The sequence below is a fragment of the Janthinobacterium sp. GMG2 genome (genome assembly GCF_033949445.1).
Classification (GTDB): Bacteria; Pseudomonadota; Gammaproteobacteria; order Burkholderiales; family Burkholderiaceae_D; genus Janthinobacterium; species Janthinobacterium aestuarii.
In genome coordinates this window covers 330,824-357,749 of the sequence record NZ_JAXAWA010000002.1, presented here as the reverse complement: position 1 = coordinate 357,749, position 26,926 = coordinate 330,824, and the positions used below count along the sequence as shown (strand labels likewise).

19 protein-coding genes are annotated in these 26,926 nt (G+C 63.6%); 13 read left to right on the top strand and 6 right to left on the bottom strand.

The annotated features are described in order from the left end of the window. Position 1 precedes the first annotated feature (1 nt). The 7 genes from SKZ59_RS07650 (at position 2) to SKZ59_RS07620 (ending at position 9,968) form a co-directional block, all read left to right on the top strand. The gene (locus SKZ59_RS07650; RefSeq protein ID WP_034755218.1) at positions 2 to 1,456 is read left to right on the top strand and encodes an NAD-dependent succinate-semialdehyde dehydrogenase; all 1,455 of its coding nucleotides are present in this window, start codon (positions 2 to 4) and stop codon (positions 1,454 to 1,456) included. A 65-nt stretch (positions 1,457 to 1,521) separates the two neighbouring features. Beyond that, a complete protein-coding gene (locus tag SKZ59_RS07645) occupies positions 1,522 to 2,925 on the top strand; it encodes a porin (RefSeq protein WP_319991291.1) in 1,404 nt (467 codons plus the stop codon). Between the two features lie 82 nt (positions 2,926 to 3,007). Further along, a complete protein-coding gene (locus SKZ59_RS07640; RefSeq protein WP_319991290.1) occupies positions 3,008 to 5,029 on the top strand; it encodes an alpha-glucosidase in 2,022 nt (673 codons plus the stop codon). 7 nt (positions 5,030 to 5,036) lie between these two features. After that, on the top strand, positions 5,037 to 5,798 hold the full coding sequence (locus SKZ59_RS07635) for a TSUP family transporter (protein ID WP_319991289.1): 762 nt from the start codon (positions 5,037 to 5,039) through the stop codon (positions 5,796 to 5,798). Between the two features lie 43 nt (positions 5,799 to 5,841). Beyond that, positions 5,842 to 7,401 (top strand): glycerol-3-phosphate dehydrogenase, encoded by a 1,560-nt coding sequence (glpD, locus tag SKZ59_RS07630; RefSeq protein WP_319991288.1) that lies wholly within the window; start codon positions 5,842 to 5,844, stop codon positions 7,399 to 7,401. Then, on the top strand, positions 7,398 to 8,888 hold the full coding sequence (gene glpK / locus SKZ59_RS07625) for a glycerol kinase GlpK (protein WP_319991287.1): 1,491 nt from the start codon (positions 7,398 to 7,400) through the stop codon (positions 8,886 to 8,888). Before glpD ends, glpK begins: the two co-directional genes overlap by 4 nt. A gap of 111 nt (positions 8,889 to 8,999) precedes the next feature. Then, positions 9,000 to 9,968: an IS1595 family transposase gene (locus tag SKZ59_RS07620; RefSeq protein WP_319991286.1), complete on the top strand. Its 969-nt coding sequence runs from the start codon at positions 9,000 to 9,002 to the stop codon at positions 9,966 to 9,968. A gap of 159 nt (positions 9,969 to 10,127) precedes the next feature. Here SKZ59_RS07620 and SKZ59_RS07615 read toward each other — a convergent pair whose 3' ends face one another. Both SKZ59_RS07615 and alaC read right to left on the bottom strand, forming a co-directional pair. Then, a complete protein-coding gene (locus tag SKZ59_RS07615) occupies positions 10,128 to 10,931 on the bottom strand; it encodes an alpha/beta hydrolase (RefSeq protein ID WP_319991285.1) in 804 nt (267 codons plus the stop codon). A 364-nt stretch (positions 10,932 to 11,295) separates the two neighbouring features. Continuing rightward, positions 11,296 to 12,513 carry an alanine transaminase gene (alaC, locus tag SKZ59_RS07610; protein WP_034755193.1) on the bottom strand — a complete coding sequence of 406 codons (1,218 nt, stop codon included), beginning with the start codon at positions 12,511 to 12,513 and terminating at the stop codon, positions 11,296 to 11,298. Between the two features lie 295 nt (positions 12,514 to 12,808). Between alaC and SKZ59_RS07605 the strand changes: the two genes are divergently transcribed. Beyond that, positions 12,809 to 13,492 (top strand): pentapeptide repeat-containing protein, encoded by a 684-nt coding sequence (locus tag SKZ59_RS07605; protein WP_374106817.1) that lies wholly within the window; start codon positions 12,809 to 12,811, stop codon positions 13,490 to 13,492. A gap of 164 nt (positions 13,493 to 13,656) precedes the next feature. Here SKZ59_RS07605 and SKZ59_RS07600 read toward each other — a convergent pair whose 3' ends face one another. Beyond that, positions 13,657 to 14,871: an MFS transporter gene (locus SKZ59_RS07600; RefSeq protein WP_034755187.1), complete on the bottom strand. Its 1,215-nt coding sequence runs from the start codon at positions 14,869 to 14,871 to the stop codon at positions 13,657 to 13,659. 106 nt (positions 14,872 to 14,977) lie between these two features. On the opposite strand from SKZ59_RS07600, the gene SKZ59_RS07595 reads away from it, so the two are divergent. After that, positions 14,978 to 15,904 carry a LysR family transcriptional regulator gene (locus SKZ59_RS07595; RefSeq protein WP_319991284.1) on the top strand — a complete coding sequence of 309 codons (927 nt, stop codon included), beginning with the start codon at positions 14,978 to 14,980 and terminating at the stop codon, positions 15,902 to 15,904. A gap of 199 nt (positions 15,905 to 16,103) precedes the next feature. On the opposite strand, the gene SKZ59_RS07590 is transcribed toward SKZ59_RS07595, so the two are convergent. After that, complete coding sequence (locus SKZ59_RS07590; RefSeq protein WP_319991283.1) at positions 16,104 to 18,374, bottom strand: carboxy terminal-processing peptidase; 2,271 nt, start codon at positions 18,372 to 18,374, stop codon at positions 16,104 to 16,106. Positions 18,375 to 18,894: 520 nt separating this feature from the next. On the opposite strand from SKZ59_RS07590, the gene SKZ59_RS07585 reads away from it, so the two are divergent. Both SKZ59_RS07585 and SKZ59_RS07580 read left to right on the top strand, forming a co-directional pair. After that, positions 18,895 to 20,865, top strand: a complete 1,971-nt coding sequence (locus SKZ59_RS07585; RefSeq protein ID WP_319991282.1) for a Cache 3/Cache 2 fusion domain-containing protein — start codon at positions 18,895 to 18,897, stop codon at positions 20,863 to 20,865. A gap of 49 nt (positions 20,866 to 20,914) precedes the next feature. Then, the gene (locus tag SKZ59_RS07580; RefSeq protein WP_034755175.1) at positions 20,915 to 21,187 is read left to right on the top strand and encodes a putative signal transducing protein; all 273 of its coding nucleotides are present in this window, start codon (positions 20,915 to 20,917) and stop codon (positions 21,185 to 21,187) included. A gap of 1 nt (position 21,188) precedes the next feature. Here the strand turns inward: SKZ59_RS07580 and SKZ59_RS07575 are convergent, their stop codons facing one another. Beyond that, a complete protein-coding gene (locus tag SKZ59_RS07575) occupies positions 21,189 to 21,737 on the bottom strand; it encodes a thymidine kinase (RefSeq protein WP_034755172.1) in 549 nt (182 codons plus the stop codon). 290 nt (positions 21,738 to 22,027) lie between these two features. Here SKZ59_RS07575 and SKZ59_RS07570 point away from each other — a divergent pair, with 290 nt between their 5' ends. Continuing rightward, positions 22,028 to 23,419 (top strand): pyridoxal-phosphate dependent enzyme, encoded by a 1,392-nt coding sequence (locus SKZ59_RS07570; RefSeq protein WP_413774535.1) that lies wholly within the window; start codon positions 22,028 to 22,030, stop codon positions 23,417 to 23,419. Next, complete coding sequence (locus tag SKZ59_RS07565; protein ID WP_319991281.1) at positions 23,416 to 24,597, top strand: PLP-dependent aspartate aminotransferase family protein; 1,182 nt, start codon at positions 23,416 to 23,418, stop codon at positions 24,595 to 24,597. Before SKZ59_RS07570 ends, SKZ59_RS07565 begins: the two co-directional genes overlap by 4 nt. A gap of 102 nt (positions 24,598 to 24,699) precedes the next feature. Here SKZ59_RS07565 and SKZ59_RS07560 read toward each other — a convergent pair whose 3' ends face one another. Continuing rightward, positions 24,700 to 26,916 carry a penicillin acylase family protein gene (locus SKZ59_RS07560; RefSeq protein ID WP_319991280.1) on the bottom strand — a complete coding sequence of 739 codons (2,217 nt, stop codon included), beginning with the start codon at positions 26,914 to 26,916 and terminating at the stop codon, positions 24,700 to 24,702. Positions 26,917 to 26,926: the final 10 nt, after the last annotated feature.

Sequence of the window (26,926 nt, the reverse complement as noted above, 5' to 3'; positions counted from 1 at the left end):
CATGTTGAACCTGCAAGATGCAAGCCTGTTGAAACAGCAATGCCTGATCGATGGCGTCTGGTGCGACGCCGATGACGGCGCCACCATCGCCGTGACCAACCCGGCCACGGGCGCAGTCATCGCCACCGTACCGCGCATGGGTGCGGCCGAGACGCGGCGCGCCATCGCCGCTTCGCACGCGGCCTTCCGGCTGTGGCGCAAGCAGACGGTGAAGGCGCGCGCCACGGTGCTGCGCGCCTGGCATGCCTTGATTTTGCAGCATGCCGACGACCTGGCGCTGATCCTCACCAGCGAGCAAGGCAAGTCGCTGGCCGAAGCGAAGGGCGAGATCGTCTCGAACGCGGCCTACCTGGAGTGGTTTGCCGAGGAAGGCAAGCGCGCGTATGGCGACGTGATCGCGCCGCCGTCGAACGACAAGCGCATCGTCGTCATCAAGCAGCCGATCGGCGTGTGCGCGGCCATCACGCCGTGGAATTTCCCGAACGGCATGATCACGCGCAAGGCCGGCCCCGCCCTGGCGGCCGGCTGCGCCATGGTCTTGAAACCGGCGTCGCAAACGCCGCTGTCGGCCCTGGCCCTGGGCGAACTGGCGCTGCGCGCCGGCGTGCCGCCCGGCGTCTTCAATGTGGTGACGGGCGCGGCGCAAGCGATCGGCACGGAACTGTGCCACAACGACCTGGTACGCAAGATCACGTTTACGGGGTCGACGGAAGTGGGCGCCTGGCTGTCGCGCGAAGCGGCCGGCACGATCAAGAAGCTGTCGCTGGAACTGGGCGGCAACGCGCCCTTCATCGTCTTCGACGATGCCGACATCGACGCGGCCGTCGAAGGCGTGCTGATGTCGAAATACCGCAACAGCGGCCAGACCTGCGTGTGCGCCAACCGCATCTACGTACAGGACAGCATCTACGATGACTTCGCCGCCCGCCTGGTGGCCAAGGTGGCCGAGCTGAAACTGGGCAATGGCCTGGACGCTGGCGTCACGCAAGGCCCGCTGATCGATGAAAACGCCGTGCGCAAGATCGAGCAGCATATCGCCGACGCGCTGTCCAAGGGCGGCAAGCTGGCCATCGGCGGCAAGCGCCACGCGCTGGGCGGCAGCTTTTTCGAGCCCAGCGTGGTATTGGAAGCGAACAGCGACATGCTGGTGGCCAAAGAGGAAACCTTCGCCCCGCTGGCGCCCCTGTTCCGCTTCGGCAGCGAAGACGAAGTCGTCGCCATGGCCAACGCCACGCAATTCGGCCTGGCCGGCTATTTCTACAGCCGCGATCTGGGCAGGGTCTGGCGCGTGGCGGAAGAACTGGAAGTGGGCATGGTCGGCATCAACACGGGCATGATCGCCAATGAAATGGCGCCGTTCGGCGGCGTCAAGCATTCGGGCATGGGCCGCGAAGGCTCGCATTACGGCATGGACGACTTCCTCGATATCAAATATTTGTGCATGGGAGGGATTTGATTATTTAATGTAGGCAAGGCAGGGACCAGCAACAATACACCTATAAAAACACAGGAGACAGGATCATGCAAACGACATTACGCAAGACCACATTGGCCGCAGCCATCACGGGCGCCCTTTTCTCGGCGTCATTTGTTAGCGCTAACGCGCGCGCCGACGAACTGAGCGACATGAAAGCCATGCTGGCCCAATTGCAGGACCGGGTAACGCAGATGGAAGCGAAGGCGGCCCAGCCAGCAGCGCCAGCAGCAGCGATGGCGGCCGCACCGGCATCATCGGCGGCGGCCCCGATAAAACCCGTCACCGGCTTCAACTGGAAGCTGTACGGCCGTGGCGACATCGGCTACACGGTCTCGCGCGGCAAGGATGCCAGCGGGCGCCAGTTGACGAACCATCGCCTGAACCAGGGCGAGATGGCCAGCCGCCTGGGCCTCACGGGCGCCTGGGTCTTCAGCGATGAATACAAGGCCATCTTCGGCGTCGAGACGGGCTTGAACCTGTTCAACGGCAACGCGGGCGGCGGCACGCAAAACAACACCACCTCGTCCGTGCTGTTCAACCGCGGTTCCACCGTCGGCTTTGCCTCGACCACCTGGGGTTCGATCGAAGGCGGCACCATGTACATGGCGCCGTTCTGGGTCTCGCTGGGTGCCGACCTGGCCTCGGCGCACAACTATGGCGCCAATGACTTCAGCGCCCTGTTCTCGCTCACGCGCCCCGAATCGCTGGGCCGCTACCTGAAAGACCCCGTGACGGGCAACGCCAGCAAGACGACTAGCCTGGCCGGCAACAACTCGGGCACGGCCCTGTTCTACGGCAATGCGCTGCGCTACCGCAGTCCCACCTGGAACAATATCTCGGCCGAAGTATCGTATTCGGCCGGCCAGCAGGCGTCTTCCGCCACCGACCTGGAAAACGATGGCCGCAGCTGGGCCGCCAACGTGCTGTACAAAAAGGGCGACCTGTTCCTCGGCTATGCGCACATGGATTACCAGCAGAGCAACGACATCAGCACGGCCGGCACGCCGAATTTCATCAAGCGCAACCAGGTCACGGATATCGTCGGCGCGCGCTACAAGTGGAACGACTTTACCTTGGGCGGCTCCTACACGTCCTACCGCGTGTCGAACGCGGGCGGCTATGCGGCCGACGCCTTCGGCGTGTCGGGCGCGTATGACCTTGGCAAGCACCGCATCGAAGGCAGCCTGGCGCACATCAGCTATGACGGCGCCAACGCCAAAGGCGCGTTCGGCGCGAACACGGGCGACGGCGTGGGCAAGCCGAAGTCGACCGCGTACTCGCTGGGCTACCTGTACAACTTCCAGCCTACCCTGTCGTTCTACGCGTATGCCACGCGCATCGCCAACAACAGCCACGCCAAGCTGGGCGTATTGCAGTTCCGGGGGGACAATAACTACTTCGGCTACAGCCCCGTCGAGCTGACCGCCGGCATGTTCCTCGTCTTTTAATTAGTGCTTAATTGTTGATGCACCGCCGGCCCGTCCCATGCCCCGCCATGCGGACGGCCGGTTTTCACAGGAGTTGATCGTCATGCAGTACACACTACACCAGGAAAATGACAGCGTCGCCCTGCGCTGCGCCGGCCGCTTGCTGCTGCGCCACAGTGCCGAAGCCCCATGCGTGTTTGTCGGCCAGGGCCGCGAAAGCATGGAAATGTACCGTGGTAACTTCGAGATCGAGGATTACGTCGAGGAGCGCAATGCCCTGCGCGCGCTGGCCGTCACGCAGGATGGCGACGCCGCCACCCTGAGCTTTGCGCGCCATGCGGGCGACGCACCGCAACTGGTGCTGGCCGTGCAAGCGACGCCGCATGGCGTGCACCTGGTGGTGCAGTACGCGGCACCGGGCTGGAACCGGCTGTGGCTGCGCCTGCCCGCGGAACAGGACGAACATGTATGGGGCTGCGGCGAGCAGATGTCGTACTTCGACCTGCGCGGCCGCCACTTCCCCCTGTGGACGTCGGAGCCGGGCGTGGGCCGCGACAAGTCGACCCATCTGACGTGGCAGGCGGACGTGACGTCCAAGTCTGGCGGCGACTACTACCACACGAATTATCCGCAACCGAGCTTCATCTCTTCGCAGCGCTATTGCCTGCATGCGGAAACGACGGCGTATGCGGACTTCGATTTCCGCCAGCCCGATTTCCACGAACTGCAATTCTGGGCCATGCCCGAGCGCCTGGAATTCATGCTGGCCGACACCTTCGTCGACCTGGTCGGCGTCGTCTCGCAGCGCTTCGGCCGCCAGCCTCACCTTCCGATTTGGCTGCAGAATGGCGCCATGCTGGGCTTGAAAGGCGGCGAAGAGCACGCGCGCACCATCCTGGCGCAGGCGCAGGAACATGGCTTGCCCGTCAGCGCCCTGTGGTGCGAAGACTGGGTGGGCTTGCGCCAGACCTCGTTCGGCAAACGCTTGTTCTGGGACTGGCGCTGGCAGCCGCAGCGCTACCCTGACCTGAAGAACTGGATCGCCGACCTGGGCAAGCAGGACATCCGCTTCCTCGGCTACGTCAACCCTTATCTGTGCAACGACGGCACCCTGTACCAGGAAGCGCTGCAACAGGGCTTCCTGGCGACAGCCATGGATGGCGGCGCCTACCTGGTGGACTTCGGCGAATTCGATTGCGGCGTCGTCGACTTCACCAATCCGGCCGCCGCGCTGTGGTTCGAGGAACGCATCCTGCGCCAGGAAATGCTCGACTTCGGCCTGTCCGGCTGGATGGCCGATTTCGGCGAATACCTGCCGATCGACCTGCGCCTGCACAATGGCGCCGACGCGCGCCTGATGCACAATGCGTGGCCGACCCTGTGGGCCGAAGTCAATGCGCGCGCCATCGAACGGGCCGGGAAGACGGGCGACGCCACCTTCTTCATGCGCGCCGGCTACACGGGCGTGCAGGCGCACTGCCCGCTGCTGTGGGCGGGCGACCAGTCGGTCGACTTCAGCCGCCATGACGGTTTGCAGACGGTGATCTGCGGCGCCCTGTCCTCGGGCCTCCTGGGAAATGCCTACCACCACAGCGACATCGGCGGCTATACAAGCTTGTTCGGCAATCTGCGCACGGCCGAACTGTTCCAGCGCTGGACCGAGATGGCCGTGTTCACGTCGATGATGCGCACGCACGAAGGCAACCGCCCGGACGAGAATTTCCAGTTCTACCAGGATGAAGACGTGTTCCGCCACTTTGCCCGCATGACGCGGCTGCACGTGGCGCTGGCGCCCACCATCCGCGCCCTGGCCGAAGAGGCTGTGGCGCGCGGCCTGCCGCTGCAGCGCCCGCTGTTCCTGCACTATGAACACGACCGCGCCACCTACGCCATCCAGGACCAGTACCTGTTCGGCCCCGACCTGCTGGTGGCGCCCGTGCACGCGGCCGGTGCCGCGCGCTGGAGCGCCTACCTGCCGCAGGGCGACGCCTGGATCCACCTGTGGAGCGGCGCCGCGTTCGACGGCGGCCAGCGCGTGGAAGTCGATGCGCCTTTGGGCCAGCCGCCCGTCTTCGTGCGGCGCGGTTGCGCGCAGCAAGACTTCTTCCTGTCGCTGGCGAAATGAGCCTGGCATGAGCGTGGCGTCGCACCTGCTGTTCCTGGCCTGCGTGGCGCTGGCCAGCGTGGCGCAGAACCTGACGGGCTTTGCCTTCGGCCTGATCCTGCTGGGCCTGACGGCCGTGCTGCACCTGGCCAGCCTGGGCGACGTCGCCAACGTGGTCAGCGTGCTGGTGCTGGTCAACGCGGCCATCACGTTTGGCCGCACGCGCCCGCAACTGGCCTGGCCCGTGTTCGGCCCCTCGCTGGCCGTCAGCCAGCTGGGCGTGGGCGCGGGCGTGGCCCTGCTGGGCTGGTTCAGCGCGCAGCAAGTGAGCGTGCTGCGCTTCCTGCTCGGCTGCGCCATCGTCATCTGCGCCTTCATGCTGGTGCTGCGCGCCAGCGCGCGTGCGCGGCAATCAAGCCTGCCCGCGTTTCTGTTCTTCAGCGGCGTGTCCGGCGTGATGGGCGGCCTGTTCGCCAGCGCCGGCCCGCCCATGGTATACCACCTGTACCGCCAGCCATGGCCAGCCGACATGATCCGCCATTCGCTGATCGTACTGTTCGCCGCGAATGCCGTGCTGCGCCTGGTCCTCGTGCTGGCGCATGGCCAGTTCAGCATGACGGCCCTGTGGCTGACGCTCGAGGCCTTGCCGCTGGTGATGGGCTTGACGTGGCTGGCGCGCCGCCACCCTTCGCGCCTGCCCATCGAACACGTGCGCCGCGCCGTCTTCGTGTTGCTGCTGATCGCCGGCCTGGCCCTCGTGCTGCCGCCCGTGCTGTCGCTGCTCGCCTGATACGGCATTTAATTTTCTTTTACTTTTACCAGACGAGTCTTCCATGTCCGCTTCCCGCTTTTCCTCCCTGCCCGCCGACTGCGACCTGCTGGTCGTCGGCGGCGGCATCAATGGCGCCGGCATCGCGCGTGACGCGGCCGGCCGCGGCTTGCGCGTGGTGCTGTGCGAACAGCACGACCTGGCGCAGCACACCTCGTCCGCCTCCACCAAGCTGATACACGGCGGCCTGCGCTACCTCGAATACTATGAATTCAAGCTGGTGCGCAAGGCGCTGCAGGAACGCGAAGTGCTGCTGCGCGCCGCGCCCCACATCATGTGGCCGATGCGCTTCGTCATGCCGCACGACGCCGCCCAGCGCCCCGCCTGGATGATACGTGCGGGCCTGTTCCTGTACGACCACCTGGCCAAACGGGCCTTTTTGCCCGCCTCGCAAGGCATCGCGCTGGACAAGCACGCGGCGGGCGCGCCGCTGAAGGCTGGCTACCGCAAGGGCTTCGTGTACTCCGACGGCTGGGTCGACGATGCGCGCCTGGTGGTGCTCAATGCGCTCGATGCGCAGGAACACGGCGCGCATATCCTCACGCGCACGGCCTGCGTCGATGCGCGCCGCGATGGCGGCGCCTGGCACGCCACCGTGCAAGCCGAAGATGGCCAGCGCAAGACGCTGCGCGCGCGTGCCATCGTCAACGCGGCGGGACCGTGGACGGCGCAATTCGCCGGTGCGGCCGGCGGCGGCAAGACGCAGGGGCTGCGGCTGATCAAGGGCAGCCACATCATCGTGCCGCGCCTGTTCGATCATCCGAACGCCTACATCTTCCAGAACCCGGACCAGCGCATCATCTTCGCCATTCCCTACCAGGATGACTTCACCCTGATCGGCACCACGGACGAGGAATACAAGGGAGAGGTCAGCCAGGTCAAAATCAGCCAGATGGAAATCGATTACCTGTGCCAGGCCGCGAACCGCTATTTCAAGCGCGAGATTTCGCCCACCGATGTCGTGTGGACGTATTCGGGCGTGCGCCCGCTGCTTGACGACAGCGCGCAGAACGCGTCGGCCGTCACGCGCGACTACCTGCTGGAAGTGGCGCGCGGCGCGGCGGCGACGGGCGCGCCGCTGCTCAATATCTGGGGCGGCAAGATCACCACCTACCGCAAGCTGGCCGAGGAAGCATTGGGCTTGCTGGCCCCCCTGCTGGACAATACCGCCGCGGCGTGGACGGCCGAGGCGCCCCTGCCCGGCGGCGACCTGCAGCAGCCGAACCGCCTGGTGGACAGCCATGATTTCGATGGTTTCCTCGCCCGCTTCCAGCGCGACCACGCATGGCTGCCGCCCGCGCTGGCGCGCCGCTATGCGCGCGCCTACGGCAGCCGCGCCACGCGCCTGCTGACGGGCGCCACCTCGATGGCCGACCTGGGCGCGCAGCTGGCGCCCGGCCTGTACGAAGCCGAAGCGTGCTATCTGATCGAGGTGGAATGGGCCAGGAGCAGCGACGACATACTGTGGCGGCGCAGCAAGCTGGGGCTGCGCTGCACGCCGGCCGACGTGGCGCGCGTGCAGCAGTGGCTGGCGGTGCATCTGGCGCAGGAGGTGGCGGCATGACGTATTTGCTGGCCCTCGACCAGGGCACTTCCAGCTCGCGCAGCATGGTGTTCGATGAAGCAGGCGCCATCGTCGCCGTGGCACAGCGCGAGTTTCGCCAGCTCTTCCCCCAGCCGGGCTGGATCGAACACGACCCGATGGAAATCTGGCACAGCCAGATCGAGACTTGCCGCGAAGTGCTGGCCAAGACGGGCTTGCGGGCCGACGCGCTCGGCGCGCTGGGCATCACCAACCAGCGCGAAACGACGGTGGTATGGGACCGCGCCACGGGCGAACCCGTGTACAACGCCATCGTCTGGCAAGACCGCCGCACGGAAGCGCTGTGCGAAGATTTGCGCGCGCGCGGCCTGGCCGGCGCCATCCACGCGAAAACAGGCCTGGTGCTCGACCCGTATTTTTCCGGCACCAAGCTGCGCTGGATACTCGACGCCGTGCCCGGCGCCCGCGCGCGGGCCCTGCGCGGCGAACTGGCCTTCGGCACCATCGATACCTGGCTGGCGTGGAAAATGACGGGCGGACGCCTGCACGTGAGCGACGTCAGCAACGCTTCGCGCACCATGCTGTGGAACCTGCATAAAGGCTGCTGGGATGCGCAACTGCTCGACTGGCTGGGCATTCCCGCCAGCCTGCTGCCATCCGTCCACCCATCGAGCCACGTGTATGGCGAAACGGATGCGGACGTACTGGGCAGCCCCGTCATTATCGGCGGCATTGCCGGCGACCAGCAGGCGGCGCTGTTCGGCCAAACCTGCTTCAAGCCGGGCATGGCCAAGAATACCTATGGCACGGGCTGCTTTCTGCTGCTCAATACGGGCGAACAGTGCGCGCAATCGCAGCATGGCCTGATCAGCACGGCCGCCTGCCAGGTGGGCGCGCAGCCGGCATATGCGCTCGAAGGCAGCGTCTTCATCGGCGGCGCCGTGGTGCAGTGGCTGCGCGACGGCCTCGGTGCCATCGGCCACGCGGGCGAAGCGGAAGGCCTGGCCGCCTCCGTGCCCGATTCGGGCGGCGTCGTCTTCGTACCGTCGTTTACGGGACTCGGTGCGCCGTACTGGGTGCCGTCGGCCAAGGGTGCCATCCTGGGCCTGAGCCGCGGCAGCACGGTGGGCCACATCGCCCGCGCGGCATTGGAAGCGATCGCCTTCCAGAGCGCCGCCCTGCTGGGCGCCATGACGCGCGACGCGCAAGCGCCGATCACGGAACTGCGCGTGGACGGCGGCGCCTGCGCCAACAACCTGCTGCTGCAATTCCAGGCCGACTTGTTGGGCATCCCCGTCGTGCGCCCGCAAGTGATCGAAACGACGGCATTGGGTGCCGCCTACCTGGCGGGCCTGGCCATCGGCCTGTATCAAGGCACCGACGAACTGGCGTCGCACTGGCGCGCCGACCGGACGTTCTTGCCCACCATCGGGCGTGACCAGGCGGCCAGCCTGATGCAGCAGTGGGAGGTAGCCGTGCGGCGGTTTACCGGTACCGGGGAACACTGACAAACGTCGGGCCAAAAAAAAGGCTATGTCATCGGCAAATAGGGGAAATGCCGGAATCTTCCCTTGCTTGTGCTGTCTGACTCTGCATACTCACCACGCAGGGAGCAGATCATGCAGCTAGCCGAATGGATCAGCTTTATCGCGCAGTTTGCGCAGTTGAACCGACGCCAGCGGCAGGCAGGCATTGCCCTGCTGCGTGGCAACGCGCCACACGACGCGACCGTCGCGCTGCTGGAAAGTGTGGCGCAGCCGCGATTGGCCTGTCCCGCCTGCCAATCGGCGCACTTGCACCGGCATGGCCATACACACGGCCTGCAGCGCTACCGTTGCGTCCCTTGCGGACGTACCTTCAATGCCTTGACGGGCACGCCGCTGGCCCGCCTGCGCCATAAATCGTTGTGGCTCGACTACGCCGATTGCCTGCTGGCATCGGATTCCGTGCGCAAGGCGGCGAGCCAACTGGGCGTGCATCGCAACACCACGTTTCGCTGGCGCCACCGGTTTTTATCGTTGGCAAAGACGGACCGGCCGCATGGCCTGCACGGCATCGCCGAAGCCGACGAGTTATATCTGCTGGAATCGGAAAAGGGAGCACGGCAGATGACACGTCCGGCGCGCCGCCGTGGCGGCCATGCCCGCCAGCGCGGCATTTCCAATGAGCAGGTCTGCATCCTGGTGGCGCGCGACCGCACGGGCCAGACCCTCGATTTCGTCACGGGTAAAGGAGCGCTGACCAAGGCGCAGTTGCACCATTGTTTGTTGCCCATGATCGACAAGGACGTGCTGCTGGTCACCGATGGCCATGCCGCCTATCGGGCTTTTGCCCGGGAAGCGGGTATCAGCCACCAGGCCGTCAACTTGCGCGCCGGCATCCGCGTGCAGGGCGCCGCCCACGTACAGAACGTCAACGCCTATCACAGCCGTTTGCGTCAATGGCTGGGGCCGTTTCACGGCGTGGCGACGCGCTATCTTTCGAACTACCTGGGATGGCGCTGGATACTCGACGCCAGGCGCATACGCTCGCCAGAAACGTTATTGAGAGCAACGCTGGGCGCGTTCCCACATCTGACGGTGACATAGCCAAAAAAAAAGCCCGCTGCGGGAGCGGGCTGAATCTAATTCCTGTGAGGAAGTAGAGGAGACAGATGCATCTTGACGCATTGCGGCATATCACGCCAATCATGTGTTGTGATGAGCAAGATAAGCCCCATCAATATCTTGGCGTGACGCCCTGGTTGATTACTTGACGCTGCCAGCCGCTTCCTCGATCAGCTTGGCCACTTCCGCCGGATGCGAGCTCATCACCACGTGGGAAGCGCCGTCGATCACGACGGTTTTCTTCGCGTTGGCACGCTTGGCCATGAAGGCCAGCGCTTCTGCGGGAATATTCTTGTCTGCCTTGCCGTAGACAAACCAGGACGGGATACCCTTCCAAGCTGGCGCAGGCGAGGCTTCGTTCAGCGCCGCATCCGTGATCGGACGCTGGCCGACCGCCATCAGGCGCGCCTTGGCCGCCGGCAAATCGGCGGCGAACTGGTCGTGGAACTTGGCTTGCTCGATAAACAGGTCGTTACTGCCATCGGCCAGCGGTACGGGCTTGGCCAAGGCCGTACCCAAGGTGCCGCCCGGATATTTGCCCGACAGGCCAGCGGCCGTCTCGCCGGCATCGGGCGCAAAAGCCGCCACGTAGACCAGCGCCTTGACGTTGCCGCCTGCCTGGGCAGCCGCGCTGATCACCGAACCGCCGTAGGAGTGCCCCACCAGCACAACGGAGCCAGGCACGCTGTTGACGACGCGGGCCACGGAATCGGCGTCACTCTTGACGCTGCGCAGATGATTGGCCGCGCCGATGACGGTGTAGCCGTCTTTTTGCAGGATGGCGGCGACGCCGTCCCAGCTCGATGCATCGGCAAACGCGCCATGGACCAGGACGATGGTGGGCTTGACGGCGCCCGCCGCCGAAGCCGGGCTGGCAGGAACGACGCTGGCGAACAAGGTACCCACGACGGCGGCAATGGACAATGGCTTGATGAATGAGGTCATGATGATTCCCGATATTATTGGAGAGTGGTGACGAGCTGCCCGCATCGGCAGGCGAGTCGAAATACTAGCACTCAACAATGTCATTTTTGCAGCTTTGGCGGCGACCTGATCTTCTTGCAGGGGCAAGGCCTGGCCCGATGGGCTGGCGGCGGGCCGCTGGTGTTGCCGGCGGCAGACAGCGGCGATGCTGACGCGCAAAAAAAAAGCCCGCTGCGGGAGCGGGCTGAATCTATTTCCTTGGAGGAAGATAGAGGAGACAGATGCATGATGCCGCGTTGCAGCATATAAAACCACTTTATATTCGTGATGTCAGAAATACGTAATAGTGATATTAGGGGCAACGAAGCATTCCATGCGGCAACTTTTATGCCGCCGCTTCCGTTTTCCCGTCGCCGGAACGCAACATATTCTTGATACCCCGCAGCGCCTGCCGCACGCGAGCCTCGTTTTCGATCAGGGCAAAGCGCACGTATTCATCACCGTATTCGCCGAAACCGATGCCGGGCGACACGCTGACCTTCGCTTTTTGCAGCAGCAGCTTGGCAAATTCCAGCGAGCCCAGGTGGCGATACGCTTCCGGGATATGCGCCCAGATATACATCGACGCCTTCGGTTTTTCCACCATCCAGCCCGCTTCATGCAAGCCTTTCACCAGCACGTCGCGGCGGCGCTGGTATTGCGCGCAGATGTCCGTCACGCAGCTTTGGTCGCCTTCCAGCGCGGCAATGGCCGCCACTTGCACGGGCGTGAAACTGCCGTAGTCGTGGTAGCTCTTGATGCGCGCCAGGGCCGCCACCAGTTCCGCATTGCCCACCATGAAGCCGATGCGCCAGCCCGCCATGTTGTAGCTTTTCGACATGGTGAAAAACTCGACGGCCACGTCGCGCGCACCGGGCACTTGCATGATGGACGGCGCCTTCCAGCCATCAAAAGTGATGTCGGCATACGCCAGGTCATGCACCACCAGAATATTGTGCTGCTTCGCCAGCGCGACGACTCTTTCAAAAAATTCCAGCTCCACGCATTGCGCCGTGGGGTTGGACGGGAAACCCAGCACCATCATCTTCGGTTTCGGGTAGCTTTCGCGGATGGCCCGTTCGAGTTCAGCAAAGAAGTCCACGCCCGGCCCCATGCGCACTGAGCGGATATCGGCGCCCGCGATCACGGCGCCCCAGATGTGGATCGGGTAGCTGGGATTGGGCACCAGCACCGTGTCGCCACGGTCGAGCGTCGCCAGCATCAAGTGGGCCAGGCCCTCTTTCGAGCCGATGGTGACGATGGCTTCGCTGTCCGGGTCGATGTCGACCTCATAGCGCTTCTTGTACCAGTGCGCAATGGCGCGGCGCAAGCGGGGGATGCCTTTTGACGCGGAATAACCGTGCGTGTCTGGGCGTTTCACCGTCTCGACCAGCTTGTCCACGATGTGGGCCGGCGTGGCGCCATCGGGATTGCCCATCGACATGTCGATGATGTCCTCGCCACGGCGGCGCGCGGCCATCTTGAGTTCGGCGGTGATATTGAAAACGTAGGGGGGAAGGCGATTGATGCGCGAAAAGCTGCGCGGAGCTTGGCTGTCGGTCATGGTATCTCTATACGTAAGCGCCCGGATCCGTCCGAGCGACGTTGGCACAATGCGTGTGCCTGCAACGATACTAACCCGGCTTCGCAAGAACTGGCAAGTGTGTAGTCAAGCCGTTACAATGCAGGCTGATCGAAAATGAGCGCACCGGTTGGTAACCCGCAGTCCGGCATGCTCCCGCCCACGCGGACCCACGGCGCTGACCTCTGACTGTTACACCAGCCGGGGAGGTGTTCTGGTTCGTGCATTTTCCCGCCGCGCCATCCCTCCCCTGTTTTTTACTTTAGGAATTAGACGGATGGCAACACACGACACCGCAGTAACTGGCATGACCCTGGACCGCACCGGCATGGAACAGCAACTGGCCTTGCCGGTACGCCACTTCATCGATTGCGCGTTCGACGGCGAAGACCTGTCGCGCCTCGATTTGCAAGGCTGCACCTTCGAGCGCTGCACCTTTGCCGACACCAGCTTGTTCGCCAGCAAACTGGCACGCAGCACCTGGCGCCGCTGCCGCGCCGGCAGCGCCGATTTCGAATCCGTCGACGCCGTCGACGCCAGTTTCGAAGGCTGCGACCTGAACAACACGAAATGGCGGCGCGCCAAGCTGGCCTCGGCCACCTACCGCGGCTGCAAGCTGACGGGCGCGTCTTTCGAGGAAGTGGCCCACCTGGGTCTCACCTTCGAAGACAGCCTGCTGGTGGGCGCCGACTTGCGCGGCTTCTCGTTCCGCAAGGCGACATTAAAACAGCTGGATTTTTCCGATGCCTACCTGGCCGGCTGCGACTTTCGCGAAGCCGTCTTCGAAGGCGGCAGCCTGCGCAATGCCACCATCAAACTGGCGAAGTTCCAGGGCGCGGACTTGCGCGGCGCCGATATCGACGGTTTCAAATTGAGCGAAGCGGCGCTGCTGAAAGGCGCCGTCATCACGCATGCGCAGGCGGCGAACTTCATGCGCGCGCTCGATCTGGTGGTGATTTGATCTGAACAGGCAAAAAAAAAGCCCGCTACGGAAGCGGGCTGAATCTATTTCCTTGGAGGAGATAGAGGAGACAAGTGCATCTTGCGGCATTGCGGCATATCACGCCACTTTATCTTCATGATGATAGAAATACTCATCAGTGATAATGAGGCCCCATCAGGGTTTCAAGCCGTGCGGCGCGCGGCCTGCGGTATAAATTCTCCCAGCCACACCAGCAAGGCCAAGCCTGGAAACGCCATGCCGGTCAGCAATGTTGCCTGCCAGCCGTAGCTGGCATATACCCAGGCGCCGATGGCCGAGCCGGCCGCGCCGCCGGCGAAGAACAGCGCGAAATACAGGCCATTCAGACGGCCCCGCACTTCCGCGCCCAGGCTGAAGATGGCGCGCTGACCCAGCACCAGATTGGCCGCCACGCCCATGTCGAGCACAATGGAGGCGACCACCAGCAGCCCCAGCGCCACATGTTTCGATTCAGGCGCAAACATCGGCAAGGCAAACGCGACGATGCCCAGCGCCAGCGCAACGGCAGTGGCCGGCAAGGTGTGGCCCGCATCGGCCAGGCGGCCGGCGATGGGCGAAGCGACGGCACCGGCCATGCCCACCAGGGCAAAGATGGCGATGCCCGTTTGCGACAGGCCGAACGCGGGGCTGGACAGCACCAGCGGCGTGACGGTCCAGAACAGGCTGAAAGCGCCAAACAGGCCCGCGTGATAGGCGGCGCGGCGGCGCAGCACGGGCGTGCCCAGCAGCAGATGCCACAGCGAAGCCATCAGGGCGGGATATTTCATGCTCGACACAGGCTGGCGCACGGGCAAGGCGCGGCGCAGGACCAGCGCCAGCAGTACCATCAGCACGGCGGCACCGCCAAACACCACGTGCCAGCTGGCGTGCGCAGCCACCAGCGAGGCCACGGGGCGGGCCAGCATGATGCCCAGCAATAAGCCGCTGACCACTTTGCCCACCGTCTGGCCGCGCGTCGCTTCCTGCGACAGGTGGGCGGCAAACGGCACGATCACTTGCGCCGCCACGGAACCGAGCCCGATGGCCAGCGCGGCGGCCAGGAACACGATGGCGCCCGTCGAGAGGGCCGCCGCCACGAGAGCCGTGGCCGTCACCAGCAAGGCCGTGACGATCAGGCGGCGGTTTTCCAGCAAGTCACCCAAAGGCACTACAAACAGCAGGCCCAGGGTATAGCCGACTTGCGTCAGGGTGACGATGAGACCGGCGGCCTTGGCCGACAGGCCCGTCGAGGCGCTGATGGGCCCGACGAGGGTTTGCGCGTAGTACAGATTGGCCACGATCAGGCCGGAAGCGATGGCCAGCAGCAGCACCATGGCGGGTGAAATGTCGTGGGGAGCAGACGGTGAGGCCTTGTTCATGTTGTTTCCTCGGTTCGATAGGGATGTTGCCATTCTAGGCAAAACTGTGGCAAAGATAATTAGGGCATAATCGACTTATACTTTTCACATAAGATGAACAATCACCATGGACAAGATCAAGGCCATGCAAACCTTCGTGCGCATCGTCGAGGCCAACAGTTTTTCCAAGGCGGCCGAAACATTGAATTTACCGCGCGCCGCGCTGACGGCCACCCTGCAAAAGCTGGAAGCCTACCTGGGCACGCAATTGCTGCAGCGAACCACGCGCCGCCTGTCGCTGACACCAGAAGGGGCCGAGTACTTTCGCCACTGCATCGAGATCCTGAAAGCCGTCGATACGGCGGAACTGGCGTTTCGTGGTCCCGACGCGAAAAAACCGCGCGGCTTGCTGCGTATCAACCTGCCCAATACCGTGGGCCGGCGCCTGATCATTCCCCATATCGCGCAATTCCATGCCGCGTATCCCGACGTGCATTTGCAGCTGAGCCTGACTGACCGCCTGGTCGACCTGACGCAGGAAGGCATCGATTGCGCCTTGCGCGTGGGCACCTTGCAAGACTCCGCCTTCATCGGCAAGCAGGTCGGCCTGATGCGCTTCGCCACGTGCGCCTCGCCCGCCTACCTGGCGCGGCACGGCACGCCGCACACCCTGGCCGACCTGGCAGAGCACCGGGGCATCATGCATTATTCGGGCCGCACGGGACGCGCCTTCGACTGGGATTTCCAACAAGGCAAGGAAGTGGTGCGCGTGCAGATGGCCGGCCCCATCGCCGTCAACGACGCGGATGCCAGCGTCGATTGCGCACTGCAAGGACTGGGTGTGGCGCAGGCGGCCATGTACCAGGTGCGCCAGCACCTCGACAGCGGCGCGCTGGTGGCCGTGCTGCCCGACTGCCCGCCGACGCCGATGCCGATGTCACTGCTGACGCCGCAAGGCCGCCTGGCCACGCCCAAGCTGCAGGCGTTCGCCGGCTGGATCACGGCCCTGCTGGCCGCCCACCCCGACGTACAACTGTCCACGCACAATATCTGAGGCAAAAAAAAGCCCGCTACAAGGAGCGGGCTGAATCTATTTTCTTGGAGGAGAATAGAGGAGACAAGTGAATTATGCTGCATCGCGGCATATCAATCCAATTGATTGTTGGAATGATAGAAATTCGCGAAACGAATAACTACTGTTTACCCCAAAGCAAAAGCTGGGGTCAGACCCGAAGGGTCTGACCCCGCATTCATTACTTCGCTGTCGCCGCCACCGGCGTCGCCTTCACATCCGCGGCATACGGCAAGACCTTGGATGCCAGGCGGGTGTCTGCCTTGATCAGCGCCACTTCGTCGGCCAGGATGCGCGCCGCTTCGTTCAGCAGCACGTCCTTGGCACTCTTGGCCGCCGTTTCGGCATCCAGCTCGGCACTCAGGGCCCGCTCGTCGCCCTGCAGGCCATCGTCGGTGCGCAAGGCGCCCTTCACGGCGGCGATCTGCTTGGCCGTCTTGTTGGCCGCTTTCGCGCCCTTCAGCACGTCCTTCGGATCGGGAATTACCACGAGGTCGTCGGCAGGATTCGAAATCTGCGCGATCAGGCGTTTTTCACGGGCCTTGGCGCGCGCTTCCTGGGCATCGCGCTCCTTGCGGCGCACGGTTTCATTGAGCGAAATCTGGTTTTCCTTGCGCTGCTTGACGACGAGAGCGATGTCATCGAGCAGGTACTGGAAATCCTTGTCCTTGGCCACGCGCGCTTCATGTTTCTTGTCCAGCAGCGGCACGATATCCTTCAGGTCGCCCGTCGGCATGTACGGCGCCGGCTTGATGGCCACCCATGGCAGGGCATTGTCATAGCTCGATTCGCCGAAGTTTTCCGTGTCCGACATGGCGGGCAGCTTGATGTCGGGAGTCACGCCGCGCAACTGCGTGGTACCGCCATTGATGCGGAAGAACTGGGCGATGGTCATCTTCAGCTCGCCGAAGCGGGCTTTCTCGCTGCCGCCGAAGCGGTCGAGGTTGAACAAGGTCTGTACCGTACCCTTGCCGAAGCTGCCTTCGCCGATGATGACGCCACGGCCGTAGTCCTGCACGGCGGCGGCGAAAATTTCGGATGCCGAGGCCGATCCGCGGTTGATCAGCACGCCCATCGGGCCATCCCAGGCCAGACCCGTATTGGTATCGCTTTCCACGTCGACCTTGCCTTCGGCATTGCGCTGCATCACGACCGGGCCCTTGTCGATGAACAGGCCCGTCAGTTCAACGGCTTCGTTCAGCGAACCGCCGCCATTGTTGCGCAAGTCGATCAGGACGTTGTCGACCTTATCCTTCTTCAACTCGGCCAGCAAACGGCTGACGTCGCGCGTGGCGCTCTTGAAATCCTTGTCGCCACGGCGGCGCGCTTCGAAGTCCTGGTAGAACGTCGGCAGGGCAATGACGCCGATACGGCGCTTGACGCCGTTGTCGCGCACTTCGATGATCGATTTCTTCGCCGCCTGCTCTTCCATGCTGATTTTCTTGCGCACCAGCGGCACGATCACGTGCTTGGCGTCGGGGCCGGCGTCGGCCGGCAGGATGTCGAGGCGCACGACGGAATCCTTGGCGCCGCGGATCAGCTGCACCACGTCGTCGATGCGCATGCCCAGCACTTCGGTGATGGGGCCGCTTTCGCCCTGCCCCACGCCAACGATGCGGTCGCCCACTTTCAGCTTGCCCGACAAGCCGGCCGGGCTGCCCGGCACGACTTCGCGCACGACCGTGTATTCGTCGCGCGTCTGCAGCACGGCGCCGATGCCTTCAAGCGACAGCCGCATGGCGATGTCGAAGTTGTCCGACGCGCGCGGACCCAGGTAATTGGTATGCGGCTCGATCGACATGGCGTAGGCGTTCATGAAAATCTGGAACACGTCTTCGCTGTTGAGCTTGCGCGCACGGGTCGTGTAGCTTTCATAGCGCTTGTCCAGCGTTTCGCGGATGGCCTTGTCTTCCTTGCCCGCCAGTTTCAAACGCAGCCAGTCGTTCTTGACGCGTTTGCGCCACAGGTCGCGCACTTCCTCGTCGTTCTTCGGCCAGGTGGCCTTTTCGCGGTCGATCTGGTAGCTCTCGTCGGCGGCAAAGTCGAACTTGGTTTTCAACAATTCACGCGCATACGCCATGCGCTCGTCGAAACGCTGCTGGTACAAGTTGTAGATGGCAAATGGCGACGTCAGGTCTTCATTGATGATGGCGTCGTCGAGCTTGGTGCGCAGCGGGGCGAAACGGTCGATGTCGGCCTGCACGAAAAACAGTTTTTCCGCGTCCAGGGATTTGAAATAGCGGTCGAAGATTTTCTCGGACATGGCGTCGTCGAGCGGCATGGCCTTGTAATGGACGCGCGTCAATACGCGCGATGCCCACAAGGCGGCCTGCGTTTGCTGGGCCAGCGGCTTCATGGGTAGCGGAGGAGCGGCGCTCTTGTCCGTCTGGGCTGCGCCAGCGTTGGCTGACAGGGCAAGCACCAGGGTGACCAGCATCATTTGCTTCTTCATCGGCTTCTCCGAAAATTAGTTGAATCAATTCCAGGCGGCGCAGCTATTCATGCGCCAGCCAGCAAGACAGTAAGGGGAATACACGACTGGTCTGCATATTATTCTACAGGATACGGCCTGGCAGTCTCCCAAGGAATATCAGTTTCTTCCCGGAAGCTTAAACGCGGATTAAGGATGGCGTCTCATTCATTACAAAGTGAAACATTCGTGACAAAAATTGCATCACCGCTCAACGGCGAAGACCAAAGCGCTTTATTGGAATCAAAAAAGTCAATGGGCTGTTTTTCCGATTCTTGATGTGGATGATGTTTTTACGCGAAAAATTAATTCCTGCGGGAAACACTTAGTAACAAAACGCAAGCAACATGCTATCATCGCGGCCTGAAATCCAGCTTGCCCGTGCGCGGCTCCCACAGCCGGCGCGCCTCCGTTTCAGCAGTATCCCCACCAGATCCCCTCCCCGCGTGTCATGTCATGACCAGGAATGGCCGAGCTGATTACCCTTTGCCAGACTCAAACTATGCCTACAATTTCGTTCTCCCCCCGCCACTGGAGTGTCGGCGGCAAGATTACCGTGTTCACGTTTGCCCTCGTCAGCCTGATCCTCGCCAGCCTGACGACCTTGATCAGCATCCGCACCTCGACTGCGCTGGAACAGCGCGCCGAAGCGGCCGTCACCAGCGAACTCAATAGCGTCATGACGACCACGCAAGTGTTCCATACGGCCATGGTCAACGAGGCGGCCAGCTTCGCGCGCCTGTTCGCGGCCGAATTTCCCGGCCCATTCACGGTCGACGCGGGCGCCATGGTGGCCGTCGCTGGCAAGGCCACGCCCGCGCTGGCCAACGGCGGCAAGGTGCTCAACCTCGACACGGCCCTGGTCGACCGCTACACGGCCCAGACAGGCGTGATCGCCACCATTTTTGCCGCCAATGGCGATGAATTCGTGCGCATCAGCACCTCGCTGAAAAAGCAGGATGGCGAACGGGCCATCGGCACCCAGCTCGACCACAACCACCCCAGCTATGCGCCGCTGCGCGCGGGCCAGCGCTTTGTCGGCATGGCCACCTTGTTCGGCAAGCAATACATCACGCAATACGATCCCGTGCGCGATGCGGGCGGCAAGGTGGTGGGCGTGCTGTTCATCGGCCTCGATATCAGCAAGAATTTGGCCATGCTGAAAGAGAAGATTCGCCAGGTCAAGATCGGCCAGACGGGCTACATCTATATCGTCGACACGGCCCCCGGCGCCAACTACGGCCACCTGGTGCTGCACCCGAACAGCGAAGGCAAGAGCGCGCTCGAGTTCAAGGCCAGCGACGGGCGCCTGTTCATCCAGGACATGCTGGCGCAAAAAGACGGCGCCATGCGCTACACGTGGACGGCGCCCGGCGAAACGGCTGCCAGCGCGCGCGAAAAGCAGCTGTATTACCGTCAATTCAAGGATTGGCAATGGATCATCGCGGGCGGCACGTTCACGGACGAGATCACGGCGGAAGCGCGCCAGATGCGCAACCAGCTGGCCGTTTCCGGCTTCATCGCCCTGCTCGTCTTCGCCCTGCTGCTGTACTGGCTCGTGCGCACCCTCGTGTCGCGTCCGCTGGCCGCCGCCGAAACGGCCGCCGCGCAAATCGCCGCCGGCGACCTGACGGTGCACCTCGACACCAGCAGCCTGGATGAAATCGGCCGCCTGCTGCTGGCCATGAACCGCATCAGCGACAACCTGTCGCAAGTGGTCGGCAACGTGCGCGGCAGCGCCGGGCAAATCGCCACGGCGTCCGGTGAAATTGCCAGCGGCAATCTGGATCTGTCGAGCCGCACGGAACAGCAAGCCAGTTCGCTGGAAGAAACGGCCGCCTCGATGGAGGAACTGAGTTCCACCGTGCGCCAGAACGTCGATCACGCCCAGCAGGCAAGCCGGCTGGCGCACGACTCGTCCAGCCTGGCGGCGACGGGCGGCGCGGCCGTGGCGCAGGTGGCCAGCACCATGGACGCCATCCGCAGCTCGTCAAGCAAGATCGCCGACATCATCGGCGTCATCGACGGCATTGCCTTCCAGACGAATATCCTGGCCTTGAACGCGGCCGTGGAAGCGGCCAGGGCCGGCGAGCAGGGACGCGGCTTTGCCGTCGTCGCCACCGAGGTGCGCACTCTGGCGCAGCGCTCGACGGCAGCGGCAAAAGACATCAAGGACCTGATCCAGGCGTCCGCCAGCACGGTGGACCTGGGCCACGCCCAAGTGAGCCAGGCCAGCGCCACCATGGATACCGTGGTGGCCAGCGTGCAGCAAGTGAGCACCATCATGGCCGAAATCGCGCAGGCCAGCGAAGAGCAGCGCAGCGGCATCGAGCAAGTCAACCAGGCCATCGCCCAGATGGACCAGGTGACCCAGCAGAACGCGGCCCTCGTGGAAGAAGCGGCCGCGGCCGCCGACGCCTTGCAGGAGCAGGCGCAGGAGCTGAACCAGGTGGTGAGCGTGTTCAAGCTGTAAAAGCGGGCGCGGTGCTAAGATGGCGCATACCACCTTGCCAGGAGACGCGATGCACGATGACTATGTTTTGATTGCCCGGCTGATGATCCCCACGGATGCGCACGTCATTCGCGGCTGCCTGGCAGCGGCCGGCATCGACGTGCTGCTGACGGACGACCAGCACATGCAGGCCGACATGCTGCTGGCGGCCGCCATCGGCGGCGCCCGCGTCATGGTGCGCGAACACGACGTGGCGCGCGCCAATGACATCTTGGCAGCCTTCGAGCGGGGCGACCTGGCGCTGTCGGATGATGCCGATGTGGGTGCGCCCGTCGCTGATTAATTTACGAGTAGAAACAGCGCCCGCACGCCTGGCGGTAGCTTTCGTTGCCGCCAATACTGATCTGCTCGCCTTCCTTGATGCGGCGGCCCTGCTCATCCACGCGGATGTTCATCGTGGCCTTCTTGCCGCAAGTACAAATATTCTTCAATTCCTCGATATCGTCGGCCAGCGCCAGCAGATAGGCCGAGCCGGGGAACGGTTCGCCCTTGAAATCCGTGCGCAAGCCGTAGCAGATGACGGGTACGCCCTTCACTTGCGCCAGCTGGTGCAGCTGCTGCACCTGGGCCGTGCTGAGAAATTGCGCTTCGTCCACCAGCAAACAGGCGACCTGGGGAATATCGTCGAGGAAATTCGTGTCGGCATGGAAGATATCGACCTGGCGCTGCGGGCCCAGGCGCGAGGTGACCCGGCCCACGCCGTAGCGGCTGTCGATGGCGGCCGTGTACAGGCGCACCTGCTGGCCCTGCTCTTCATAGTTGTGCGCGACCTGCAACAAGGCCGTCGACTTGCCCGCGTTCATCGCGGAATACCGGAAATAAAGTTTTGCCACTGCCGCCTGCCCTGTCTGAGTAATTTCAATACTATTTAGTATCTTTTCGAGGCGTGATTATAAATCGCAATGGCGCGCTTGCGGCAGCTTAATAGTCGCGCCATTGGCGCGGCAAGCGGGCAAAAAACGGCGCATACTCGCATCGCGAACCTTGCCGCCGATATGCGAAGCGCGCATATGCAAGCATATAAACATTCGTTCGCCGCACTCGTCCGCCCGCCTACACTGCGCGGCACGGAAGGCGGCTCGGGACACAATCCGGAGCCGTTGTTTCTCTGACAGGAGCCACCATGAATGATCGAATGCCATCCCCATCCCAGCCGCCAGCGCTATACAAGCTGATCGGCAATACCCCGCTGGTCGAAGTGACCAGGCTCGACACGGGCCTGTGCCAGCTGTTCCTGAAACTGGAATCGCAAAACCCCGGCGGTTCCATCAAGGACCGCATCGGCCTGTCCATCATCGAGGCGGCCGAAGCGGACGGCCGTTTGCAGCCGGGCGGCACCATCGTCGAGGCGACGGCCGGCAACACGGGCATCGGCCTGGCGCTGGTCGGCCGCATCAAGGGCTACCGCGTGATTCTCGTCGTACCCGACAAGATGTCGACGGAAAAAGTGCTGCACCTGAAAGCCCTGGGCGCGGAAGTGCACACCACGCGCTCGGACGTGGGCAAGGGCCATCCCGAGTACTACCAGGATTACGCGGCGCGCCTGGCGCGCGAACTGCCGGGCGCCTTCTTCGCCGACCAGTTCAACAATCCCGCCAATCCGCTGGCCCACGAAACGACGACGGCGCCCGAAATCTGGGAGCAAAGCGGGCATGACGTGGACGCCATCGTCGTCGGCGTCGGCTCGTCCGGCACCTTGACGGGCCTGACCCGCTACTTCCGCAAGGCGCAGCCCAAGCTCGAATTCGTGCTGGCCGACCCGCAAGGGTCCATCCTCACCGAATACATCGACACGGGCAAAGTGGCCGACACGAGCGGCTCATGGGCCGTCGAAGGCATCGGCGAAGACTTCATCCCGGCTATCGCCGACATGGACAGCGTGACGAAGGCCTACACCATCACGGACCAGGAAAGCTTTGATTCCGCGCGCGCCCTCTTGCGCGCCGAAGGCATTTTAGGGGGCTCGTCCACCGGCACCCTGCTGGCCGCCGCCCTCAAATACTGCCGCGAGCAGACGACGCCGAAGCGGGTCGTCACGTTTGTGTGCGATACGGGCACGCGCTATCTATCCAAAGTTTACAACGACGGCTGGATGCGCGACCAGGGTCTGTTGCAGCGCGCCGTGTCCGGCGACTTGCGCGACCTGATCGGACGCCGCTACGACGAGGGCGACGTCGTCAGCGTGGCCCCGGGCGATACCCTGCTCACGGCCTTCAACCGCATGCGCGCCAGCGACCTGGCGCAGCTGCCCGTCATCGACGACGGCAAGCTGGTTGGCATCATCGATGAATCGGACTTGCTGCTGCACGTCTCCGGCGACGCCGCCCATTTCGCCTCACTGGTGGGCGCCACCATGACGACGCAGATCGAAACGCTGGCGCCGTCAAGCGGCTTGTCCGCCCTGCGCGCCACCCTGGACCGGGGCTTGACGGCCGTAGTTGCCGACGATGCCGCCTTCTATGGCCTGATCACCCGCTTCGACCTTCTCAACCACTTACGCAGGACACTATCTTGAGCCAGGAAACCACCCGCAAGAGCCGCCTCGCCACGCGCGTCATCCACGCCGGCCAGTCGCCCGACCCGTCGACGGGCGCCATCATGCCGCCCATTTACGCCACCTCCACCTTCGTACAGGACAGCCCCGGCGTGCACAAGGGCCTCGACTATGGCCGCTCGCACAATCCCACGCGCTGGGCGCTCGAGCGCTGCGTGGCCGACCTGGAAGGCGGCAGCGCGGCGTTCGCGTTCGCCTCGGGCCTGGCCGCCATTTCGTCCGTGCTGGAATTGCTCGATGCTGGCAGCCATATCGTCGCCGGCGACGACATGTATGGCGGCACCTACCGTTTATTCGAACGGGTGCGCCGGCGCTCGGCCGGTCACGAATTCACGTATGTCGACCTGACCAATCCCGAGAACCTGCTGGCCGCGCTGCGCCCGGAAACAAAGATGGTGTGGGTGGAAACGCCCACCAACCCGATGCTGAAACTGGCCGACTTGCGGGCGATCGCCGACATCTGCCGCGCGCGGGGCATCATCGCCGTGGCCGACAATACTTTCGCCAGTCCGCTGGTGCAGCGCCCGCTGGAGCATGGCTTCGATATCGTCGTGCATTCGACCACCAAGTATTTGAACGGCCACTCGGACATCATCGGCGGCATCGCCATCGTCGGTGCGGAAGAACGCCAGGCGGAATGGCGCGAACAGCTGGGCTTTTTGCAAAACTCGGTGGGCGCGATTGCCGGCCCGTTCGACAGTTTTTTAGCGTTGCGCGGCGTGAAAACCCTGGCCATCCGCATGCAGCGCCATTGCGAAAGCGCCCTGGCCCTGGCGCAGTGGCTGGAACAGCAAAAGGAAGTACGCAAAGTGTTTTATCCGGGACTGGCCTCGCACCCGCAGCACGCGCTGGCGCAGCGCCAGATGGACGGTTTCGGCGGCATCATCTCGATCGACCTGGACACGGATTTGGCCGGCGCGCGGCGCTTCCTCGAGCGCTGCGAAGTATTCGCCCTGGCCGAAAGCCTGGGCGGCGTGGAAAGCCTGATCGAGCACCCCGCCCTGATGACGCACGCCAGCATCCCGGCCGAACAACGGGCAAGGCTGGGCATCGGGGATGGCTTGATCCGGCTGTCGGTGGGGATCGAGGATATCGAGGATTTGCGGCATGATCTGCGCACGGCGCTCGATGCGATTTGAGTGGATGATTGTCGGATTACGCTGCGCTAATCCGACCTACGGTATACCGTGGCAGGTAGGTCGGATTAGCCCGCGAGGGCGTAATCCGACACCTCACCAACTTCACTCCCCCGGCCGGTACCTGCGCTCCAGGTGCTTCGCCACGTCTTCGGGATAAAACAGCACCTCCTTGAACTCGCCGCGCGCATACATGGCCGCCTGGTCCTTGAAATGCGGCGATGTCGGGTCCCCGCTCTGGCCACCGGCAAGGATGCTTTTCGCCTTGATGCGCGGACCGAATTCCACGGCCGCGACAAAGCTGTTGCCACGCTCGCCGTAAATACGCCGCTGTTTGCTATCGGTGCTCTTGCTGCTCTGCCCATACGCGGCCAGCGCGCCCCAGTTGCCCGACGCATAAGGCACGGGCAAGCTGGCTTGCGCATCGTCGAACGGCTGCACCACGTCGCCCGTCAGGCGCTGGAAGCGGTTGATCTCGCCCCAGGGCGTTTGCCAGTTGCCGAAATCGCGCTGCAGTTTATCCGCCGCCGTCGCCAGGGCAGCCAGCCGTTGCGCCGCCGTGACGTTCTCCGTCGCCAGAAAATCGACCACGGGGACGCCCTGCTCGCGCGCCTGTTTCCCTGCCAGCTCGGCCAGCTCCTGGCCCCAGAACACGGCCAGCGAGGTGGCCGTGGACGTCAGTGAATAGCGCCAGTCCCAGGCCCGCAGCAAAGCCACCTTGTCGGCCAGCGCCAGCTGTTGCGCGTCACCCGCCGGCAGCGCATCGTATGCCGCGAACAGCGGCGGCAGCAGCGCTTCGAACGCCGTCAGTTCGCTGTCGTACGAGGCAGCGATCAGGCTGTCGAGCGTGAAATCCTTCTTGTTCTGCAAAACCTTGACGGCGTGCAGGCCGCGCGCGTTTTCGCCATACACGGACATGTAGGCGGGGTAGTCCTGCTGGCGCGGGCTGTGGGCGCCGGCCGCCGAATACGGCCAGTTGTTCGTGTTCTGTATCCAGCCATTCTTCGGATTGAACAGGGTGATCGTTTGCGCCACCGTGTGCAACCCTTTCCATTCCGTGGCCGGGTCACTGCCGTCGACGGGCTGTTTCCAGTTGAAGCGCGGGTCGCGCACGGGGATGAAATTGCCATGAAAGTAGGCGATATTGCCGTCCGCATCCGCGTACACGGTATTGTTCGACGAATTCGTGCGCAGTTCCATCGTCTGGTAAAACGCCGCGTAATCGCGCGCCTTGGTGCGCGTGTACGACTGCGTCAACGCCTTCAAGGGTTCGTTCATCAGGCGCACGGCTACCCAGCGTCCATCCTGGGCACGCACGATGGGGCCATGATGGCTGTAGTAGACGGTGATGGTTTTCGAGCCCATGCCGCCGTTCGCCAGTTTATATGGCAAGGTAATCGGCACAGATTTCAAGGCGCGCAGGCCGCCGTCATAGCGGTAGAACCAGGCGCCATCCTTGTCGACGATGCTTTCCAGGTATTCGTCGATGACGTCGCCGCCACCCGAGGTATGCATCCAGCCGAGGCGGTCGTTAAAACCCTGGTAGACGAAGAACTGACCCCAGGTAACGGCGCCATATGCATTCAGGCCTTCGCCGCTGGTGACTTGCACTTCGGGGCGGAAGTAGAACGAGGTGTGTGGATTGATCATCAGCAGCGCATGGCCATTTTTCGTGATCGCGGGCGCGATGGCGAAACCGTTCGAGCCGCTCGGCTCCGGCTCCAATCCAGTTTCCACGCTGGCCAGCACCACGGTGGCGGGCCTGGTCTGCTGGCCGTAAAACGCTTCGAGCTGCGCCAGGTTGATCGATTCGATATCGCCGCCGATGCTGCCCTCGCTGAAACTCAGGGCCATCCACGGCTCGAAATGCGCGATCAGCCTGGGTTTGACGTGCGGATGCGTGGCCAGGTAAAAATTCAAGCCATCGGCAAACGCATCCATCAACTTGCGCAGCCACGGCGGGCTGGCGCGGTACTGCGCCTGCAGCTCAAGCGGGTCGATGAAGAGCTTCATGCGCAGGTCGCGGTACAGCTCCCGTTCGCCCTCCACTTCCGCCAGCCGCCCCATGGCGTTGATGTAATTGAGTTCCACGCGCGGGAAATCGTCCTCGGCCTGCGCATACATCAGGCCAAAGACGGCATCCGCATCCGTCTTGCCCGTCACATGGGGCACGCCCCAGGTGTCGCGCGCGATGCTGACATGGGCGGCCTGCGCCTGCCAGCGGGCCATGTCAGTGACAGAAACGGCGGGCGCGGCCAGCACGGGAGGAGCGGCGACGGCACCGCAGGCGATGGCGGCAAACAAGGCACGGCGAGCTGGCATTCACTACTCC